We start from the raw sequence: 9,075 nt of genomic DNA on the forward strand, positions 1-9,075 counted from the left end.
TGGAATCATACATTTAAAAAAGGGTACATAGTCATATAGAATGGTGATATATGAATAAAAATAGATCAGACAGGTTGAGATAAATATGAAGGAACAATATCGTAATCAAAATACCTTTTTAAGTATGATAGATATGGATTTAATAAGAAGAGGATTATTACATGCTATTCAAGATTTAGTATTTATTGTGAAAGTTATGGATGATGAAACCTTTACATATATTTATGTAAATAAGATAGGTATGGATTATGCAAAGCTAAGCGAAGAATGTTATGGAAAAACGTTTTCTGAAGTATTGCCGAAAGATACGGCGGAAATATTGCAAGTGCAATATGCAAAAGTAGCGAGCGAAGTAAAAGCACATACCTTTTGTGATGTAGTTAGTTTACCAACTGGTAATTTACATTATGAATCTTCACTTAATCCTGTATTTGATGAAGAAGGAGTATGTCAGTTTATTATTTGTATTACGAGGGATATTACAGCTCAAATTGAGGAGAAGATTGAAATAGAGGAAAAACAAATGTTATTTAAGTCATTACTAGAATATAATAATGACTCCATTATATCTATAGATTCTATAGGTAGAATTACATACGCGAATCCAGCAACGTATGAAATATTTGGATATCGATATGAAGAATTAAATAATAAATTTATCTTTGAATTTATTAATAAAGAATATGAAAAAGATTTTCAAAGTATATTTAAAGGATCCATGCAAGGAAAAGCGAAGCAAATTGTTTCAAAGAAGTATATTCATAAAGAAGGGTACGAGCTATATATTTCTCTGAGGACGATTCCGATTATTGTAAATGGTGAAATTGTTGGAGTATATATTGTTACGAGAGATGTTACAAGGCAAGTATTAAATGAGATGAGAACGGAATATTTAGCTTACTATGACCAGTTAACAGGATTAATGAATAGAATTTCATGTGCAAATAAGTTAAATACTTTGTTGAATGATAATATAGAGTTTGCGCTTGTTTTTATAGATTTAGATGAATTTCATCTTATTAATGATACTTTTGGCCATAAAGAAGGAGATAAAGTATTACAAAAAGTTACAGAATGTTTAAGCAGTTTTGAAATAGCTGGTATGCACTTATTTAGAGAACACGATGATCAATTTGTTATGTTAATAGAAAATATAACGAAAGAACGTGTAGAGGGAGTTGCCAAAAACATACTGAAAAGGATTAGTGAACATTTTGTAATCGAAGAAGAGGACGTGTATTTAAGTGCGTCAATCGGAATTGTAATGGCTCCAACAGATGGAGAAGATGAAAAAATATTATTCCAAAGAGTTGATGCTGCTTTGGAAAAAGCAAAAGAAAAAGGAAAAGGGCATTATCATTTTTATTGCAGCGGGTTAGATTGTGAGCGTGAACAAAGATTTATAATAGAAAACCAATTACATCGTGCTATAGAAAAAAATGAATTCTTCTTATATTATCAGCCGCAAATTAATATTGAAACGAAAAAAATAGCTAGTATGGAGGCTTTAATAAGATGGGAGAATAAAGAATTAGGATTTGTCTCTCCCAACCAATTTATTCCGCTAGCAGAAAGAACAGGATTTATTATTAAGCTTGATGAATGGGTAGTAAATGAAGTGTGTCGACAAATACGCGAATGGTTAAATAAAGGATATGAAGTTGTCCCAATTGCAGTTAATATTTCAGCCAGGCATTTTCGCTCTATTACATTAATAGAGATGATTACACGAGCTTTACATAAGTACAATGTACCAGCCCATTTATTAGCGATAGAGGTTACAGAAGGAGCCCTTATACATAAAGATATATCGAAAAGAGTATTGCTACAATTAAAAGAACAAAATTTAAAGATTCATTTAGATGATTTTGGTACAGGATATTCATCTTTAAGTTATTTAAAAACGTATCCAATTGATACTTTAAAAATTGATCGTTCTTTTATGGAAGGCATACATGTAGATGAACGCGATACGAATATTACGGCTGCAATTATTCATTTAGCTCATACGTTGGAATTGAATGTAATTGCAGAAGGGGTAGAAAAAGCGGAACAAATACAATTTTTGAAGGAAAAGAATGTGAAGTTTGTACAAGGTTATTATTATAGCCGCCCTTTATCAAAATATGATGTGGAAAATGTGTATTATAAATAATTGATAAAAAAAGTGATGTGCTAAGAAGCACATCACTTTTTATGTGTACCGGGTTTATCATTGTAACCAGATGTAAAAATAGCTGTAAGAAATGTGAGTGATACACCTAAAATTAATAATAATTTCATACTAATATCCCTCCTATTTTTCAGTTTACGAATCTGAAATATGAATCGAAATGTATGTAATGTTCTTGGAAGAAAAGAATTTATTTAAAATGAATAGAGGTGTAAAAACTTTAATACCTATATTATACAGAATTTTCTTTGAATTTTGGAGAGAATTTTATAGCACTACTGTATATTTCATTTTGATTTAAAGAATGTTTAAGGACATCCTAGCATACCTTTTATAATAATCCGATTGAACAAGGAGATGGGGGAGGAGCTATAATGGATATTCTAAAAAAAATTGAACAGCATCGAGAAGCAGAAGAACGCTTACAATGGGAAGGTACGTTTGCGGAGTATTTGGAGCTTGTGAAGGAAAGACCATGGGTGGCTCAAACAGCACACTCTCGCATTTACAATATGATAAAAGATGCTGGAATTGAAGAAGTTGATGGTAGAAGAAAGTATAACTTCTTTAGTAATCAGCTATTTGGGTTAGAGGATGCTTTAGAACGTCTTGTAGAGGAATATTTTCATCCGTCTGCAAAACGATTAGATGTTAGAAAACGTATTTTATTATTAATGGGTCCTGTTAGTGGAGGGAAATCAACATTAGTTACGATGTTGAAACGAGGATTAGAAACATATTCACGAACAGATCGAGGAGCAATTTTTGCAATTAAAGGATGCCCAATGCATGAGGATCCACTTCATTTAATTCCGCACCATTTACGGGATGATTTCTTTGATGAGTATGGAGTTAGAATTGAAGGGAATTTATCACCACTCAACGTTATGCGTCTAGAACAAGAATATGGTTCGAGAATTGAGGATGTAGTTGTAGAGCGTATTTTCTTCTCGGAAGATCGCCGTACAGGGATTGGTACATTTAGCCCGTCTGATCCTAAATCACAAGATATTGCCGATTTAACAGGTAGTCTAGACTTTTCTACAATCGCAGAATATGGTTCAGAATCAGATCCACGAGCGTATCGCTTCGATGGGGAATTAAATAAGGCAAACCGTGGGATGATGGAATTCCAAGAGATGTTAAAATGCGACGAGAAGTTTTTATGGCATTTATTATCGCTTACGCAAGAAGGGAATTTCAAAGCGGGAAGATTTGCGCTTATTTCAGCAGATGAATTAATTGTAGCGCATACGAATGAAACGGAGTATCGCTCTTTCATAGCAAATAAGAAAAATGAAGCATTACACTCAAGAATTATTGTAATGCCAGTTCCATATAATTTACGAGTAAGTGAAGAAGAACATATTTATGAAAAAATGATTCGTGAAAGTGATGTGTCCAATGTTCACATTGCGCCACACACACTTCGCGTTGCAGCAATGTTTACAATTTTAACTCGTTTAAAAGATCCGAAGCGTCCGGATATTGATTTAATTAAAAAGATGCGTTTATATGATGGAGAAACGGTAGAAGGTTATAATGCGATTGATATAGAAGAGCTGCAACGTGAATATCAAGATGAGGGCATGAGCGGTATTGATCCTCGTTATGTGATTAACCGAATTTCTTCTACAATTATTCGAAAAGAGGTACCATCTATTAACGCATTAGATGTACTTAGATCGCTAAAAGACGGGTTGGATCAGCATCCGTCAATTAGTAATGAAGATCGAGAGCGTTATATGAATTTCATCTCATTAGCAAGAAAAGAATATGATGAAATTGCGAAGAAAGAAGTACAAAAAGCATTTGTGTATTCATATGAAGAATCAGCGAAGACACTTATGGATAATTACTTAGATAACGTTGAAGCATATTGCAATAAATCAAAATTACGTGACCCATTAACAGGTGAAGAAATGAGTCCAGATGAAAAGCTAATGCGCTCAATTGAGGAGCAAATTGGAATTTCAGAAAATGCAAAAAAAGCATTCCGTGAAGAAATTTTAATTCGCATTTCTGCTTATGCGCGTAAAGGAAAACGCTTTGATTATAACTCACATGAGCGCCTTCGCGAAGCAATTCAGAAAAAACTATTTGCTGATTTAAAAGATATAGTGAAAATTACAACATCAACGAAAACACCAGACGAAAATCAGCTTAAGAAAATTAATGATGTTGTTGCACGCTTAATTGATGAGCACGGCTATAATTCTTCATCTGCGAATGAATTATTACGCTATGTAGGTAGCCTGCTAAACCGATAGTTTGATAACAAAACGCTGTCTCTTGTATTTTGCGGGACAGCGTTTTATTATCCATTCATATGTGTAAAGTGTCATACCTTGTCCAAATATAATAAATTAAGATGCAATTTTATGAATTTATTGTCAATTATTTTTACAATATGCATATGATAGAGTAACCAACCATTCATACGAAAAAAGCCAACACAATACAATATGTTGCAAAGTGTAAATGTGTGCAACTATGCATTGTGTTTCTTTCTTATCAAAGGCTGAATGATTCTTTTCTAGTATGTGAGTGGCAAAATTTTGTTTAGGATGCTCGGAGTATTATATGAAAAACGTTATATATGTTTATGGGATGATTTTCGATGGGCAGTTACCTTTCATTCTAGCTGGCACAGTATAAAACAAAATTTCTAGCTTACTGTTCATATAGGAAGACAATTACAGTAAGGAGGGAAAGAAATGGGTGAAGAAAACCAACCAAATTATACGATTTCACAGGAAAACTGGTCCCTCCATCGCAAAGGATATGACGACCAACAACGCCATCAAGAGAAAGTACAAGAGGCAATTAAGAATAATTTACCCGATCTTGTAACAGAAGAAAGCATTGTTATGTCTAATGGTAAGGATGTTGTAAAAATACCGATTCGTTCTTTAGATGAATATAAGATTAGGTACAATTATGATAAAAACAAACACGTTGGGCAAGGAAATGGTGACAGCAAAGTTGGTGATGTCGTTGCGAGAGATGGATCAGGTGGTCAAAAGCAAAAAGGACCAGGAAAAGGGCAAGGAGCAGGGGATGCGGCTGGAGAAGATTATTATGAAGCTGAAGTCTCTATTTTAGAATTAGAGCAAGCATTTTTCAAAGAATTAGAATTACCTAATTTAAAGAGAAAAGAAATGGATGAAAACCGAATTGAGCATGTTGAATTTAATGACATTAGAAAAACAGGATTATGGGGCAACATTGATAAGAAAAGAACGATGATATCCGCATATAAACGAAATGCGATGCGTGGTAAAGCATCTTTTCATCCGATTCACCAAGAAGACTTAAAGTTTCGTACTTGGAATGAAGTGTTAAAGCCAGATTCAAAAGCTGTTGTATTAGCGATGATGGATACAAGTGGATCGATGGGAATATGGGAGAAATATATGGCACGGAGCTTCTTTTTCTGGATGACGAGATTTCTACGCACAAAGTATGAAACAGTAGATATTGAATTTATTGCCCATCATACGGAGGCAAAAGTAGTTCCAGAGGAAGAGTTTTTCTCAAAAGGAGAAAGTGGCGGAACAATTTGTTCTTCTGTATACAAAAAAGCACTCGAGCTAATTGATAATAAATACTCACCAGACCGCTATAATATTTATCCATTCCATTTTTCAGACGGTGATAATTTAACTTCAGATAATGCTAGATGTGTAAAACTTGTTGAAGAATTAATGAAGAAGTGTAATATGTTTGGGTATGGGGAAGTGAATCAGTACAACCGCCATAGTACCCTCATGTCAGCCTATAAAAATATTAAAGATGAAAACTTCAGATATTATATTTTAAAGCAAAAAGCAGATGTATTCCATGCGATGAAGAGCTTTTTTAGAGAAGAATCAGGAGAGAAAATGGCATAACCCCTTTTTAAGGGGTTATTTTTTTGTAAACTTTTTATTTTTTTAGTTGACAATGATAATGAAAATCATTATCATTTATTCGAGAAATGATTACATTTTGAATTATATATTTTGGAGGAGATGTAAAGTTGAAAAGAAATAAAAGAAAACATATAAATGCAATGTTAATAGCGGCGACGTTATCGTTGCCGTTTGCGGTATATTCAACGCCGGCATTGGCGTCCACTGTAGCGGCAGAAAGTAAGGCTGGACAGAATGTAAGTAAATATGCTTTTGATGCTGTGATTAAAGCATACAAACAAAATTCAGATGAAGAATCATACGCAACAGTTTATATAAAAAATCCTAAATTAACGATTGAAAATGGAAAAAGGATTATTACGGCGACATTAAAAGATAGTGATTTCTTTGAATATCTTAAGGTTGAAGATGTGAACAATCCAGGTGTATTCCAAGATGTGAAAGTATTATCAGAGGATAAAAGAAAGCATGGGACGAAAGTTATACAGTTTGAGGTGAAGGAATTAGGAAAAAGATACGGTATGCAAATGCATATTTTAATTCCAACTTTAGGCTATGATAAGAACTTCCAAATAGATTTTGATGTGAACTTAAAAACATACGTAGAAGATGATGATATAGAAGATAATGAAGATGAACAAGAACAACAACAAAATGATGGAACACAAAATGTAATAGTAGATAAAAAATTACAACAAGCTATTAATAAATATGCATTAAACAGAAAGGATGTAAACGAACCTATAAAAAAAGAAGACTTAGCTGAAGTAAAAGAATTGATCATATACTCTGGCCAAGGGATTAGTAGTTTAAAAGGTTTAGAGAATATGGAAAATCTAGAGAAGTTAACGCTAGAAGGATCTGAAGTGAGAAATATAGGGGCAGTTTCACATTTGAAGAAATTAAAACAAGTTAATCTTTCCGGTAATAAAATTGAAAATATTGAACCGATTGCAAACCTAGAGAGGTTAGACACACTTCATTTACAAAATAATAAAATTGTTGATGTAACACCGTTAAATCAGCTGAAAAAAATTCGAACAATTGATTTAACAAGTAATAAAATTAAAGATATTAAGCCACTGTATACATTATCAAATTTAAGAAAATTATATATTAGTTCTAATCAGGTTAGTGATTTTACAGGTATTGAGCAATTAAATAAGTTAAGTACCTTAGCTGCTGAAAATAATGGGATTGAAAATATTGAACCGATTAGTAAACTGGATAGTTTGGCTGAACTTAACCTTAAAAATAATGAAATACAAGATATTGCGTCATTATCTAAATCAACTAGTTTACAAGCATTAAACTTAGAAGAAAATTATATTTCCGACATAACATCGTTGAGCAATTTGAAGAATTTATATGATTTAAAGCTTGCAACAAATGAGATTCGTGATATAAGACCTATACAAGAATTGGGTGAAAAAATTCGCATAGATGTCCAAAGGCAAAAAGTTTTTTTAGATGAAGGTTATATAAATAGTAATATTGCAATTCCTGTATACGATTTAAAAGGCGATCCTATTCAAACAATTCAATGGAAGAGTGAGAGTGGAAGTATTGCAAATGGATTTATAAAGTGGGATAGTTTAGGTGAAAAAATGTATGAATTTAAGTTAGAAGCTGCTCCTGCTGAAAGCAAAATAAGATTCCATGGAATGGTAGTTCAAAAAATTGTTGAACAACGTGAAGAAAGTGACAATGTAATCAAAGATAAAAACTTAAAACGATATATGAACAAACATAATTTTGAGAGAAAAAATTTAGATATGCCTATTACAAAGGAAGATTTATTAACAATTAAGAAATTTAAAATGGCTGATGGAGAAAAGCAAGGAATAACAGATGTTGGTGGAATAGAGTTTATGACAAATCTGGAAGAGCTTACGCTACAGAACTTTGGATTGAAAAATACGAGTTTTATCTCGAGTTTGAGAAATTTAAAAATAGTAGATTTATCCAATAATGAAATTGAAGATATGCAGCCGATAAGTTCATTAACACAACTTGAAAATTTAAATATAAGCAATAACAATGTTAAAAATGCTAAAGAATTATTCAAAATAAACACTTTAAAGATTTTGAATATATCCAATAATAAAATTGGAAATGCTGATTTGGAAGGAATTTCTCAATTAAATGAATTAGACAAATTAGTAGTAAATCATAATAATATTAGTGGTTTAGAAGAAATCAGCAATATAAATAAATTAAACTCACTTGAAATTATAGGAAATAAAGTAGTAGATGTAACGCCATTAAGTAAATTAGCAAATTTACAGTGGTTAGATTTATCGGATAATAAAATTAAAGATATTTCTGTGTTTTCTTCAATGTTAGAATTAATTGGTTTAAAACTTCCTGGAAATGAAATTCAAGATGTAAGACCGATTATCCAACTATCTCAGTGGTCGACAATTGATATTAGAAGACAGAAGATTAAATTAGAAGATGCACAAGTAAATCAAGTAGTGAAAATTCCAGTTCATGATGTAGAAGGTGAACCACTTGAAGATATTAATCTGAAAAGTGAAGGCGGAATCTTAAATGAAGATGATGGCACTATCGTATGGACAACAACAGGTGAGAAGAAATACGATTTTGCTTTTGATGGAACTAAGCAGTTTGGGCTTCTTATATGGTTTAGTGGTGAAGTTGTACAAAATATTGTAGAGAAATTAGACCAAGTAGAGGAAGAAGTAGAGAAGCCAAAAGAAGAAGGAAGTAAAGCAGAGGCGGAAGTAGAGAAACCAAAAGAAGAAGCGAGTAAGCCGGAATCAGAGATAGAGAAGCCGAAAGAAGAAGGAAGTAAAGCAGAGGAAGAAGTAGAGAAGCCGAAAGAAGAAGGAAGTAAAGCAGAGGAAGAAGTAGAGAAGCAGAAAGAAGAATCAAATAAACCAGAGACAGAAGTAGAGAAGCCGAAAGAAGAAGGAAGTAAAGCAGAGGAAGAAGTAGAGAAGCAGAAAGAAGAATCAAATAAAC

General features: G+C 32.4%; 4 protein-coding genes. All 4 read left to right on the forward strand.

The window, feature by feature from the left end:
- The first annotated feature begins 85 nt into the window (after positions 1–85).
- Positions 86–2,155 (forward strand): sensor domain-containing protein, encoded by a 2,070-nt coding sequence (locus PDQ68_RS25375; protein ID WP_048533006.1) that lies wholly within the window; start codon positions 86–88, stop codon positions 2,153–2,155.
- A gap of 392 nt (positions 2,156–2,547) precedes the next feature.
- Entirely contained in the window at positions 2,548–4,443 is a 1,896-nt protein-coding gene (locus PDQ68_RS25380; RefSeq protein WP_270787051.1) for a PrkA family serine protein kinase, read from the forward strand.
- A gap of 447 nt (positions 4,444–4,890) precedes the next feature.
- Positions 4,891–6,066, forward strand: coding sequence for a sporulation protein YhbH (gene yhbH, locus PDQ68_RS25385; RefSeq protein WP_000503513.1), 1,176 nt, complete (start codon positions 4,891–4,893; stop codon positions 6,064–6,066).
- Positions 6,067–6,194: 128 nt separating this feature from the next.
- Positions 6,195–9,075, forward strand: a 2,881-nt coding sequence (locus PDQ68_RS25390) for a leucine-rich repeat protein (RefSeq protein WP_270787053.1), incomplete at its 3' end; no start/stop codon positions are given.

Origin of the sequence: Bacillus cereus group sp. Bc010, from assembly GCF_027716745.1 — a bacterium.
Lineage (GTDB): Bacteria > Bacillota > Bacilli > Bacillales > Bacillaceae_G > Bacillus_A > Bacillus_A pacificus.

Bases quoted from the DNA above. Each gene is read 5' to 3' on its own strand.
- PDQ68_RS25375 (WP_048533006.1), top strand. From the start codon at position 86: ATGAAGGAACAATATCGTAATCAAAATACCTTTTTAAGTATGATAGAT.
- yhbH (WP_000503513.1), top strand. From the start codon at position 4,891: ATGGGTGAAGAAAACCAACCAAATTATACGATTTCACAGGAAAACTGG.
- PDQ68_RS25380 (WP_270787051.1), top strand. From the start codon at position 2,548: ATGGATATTCTAAAAAAAATTGAACAGCATCGAGAAGCAGAAGAACGC.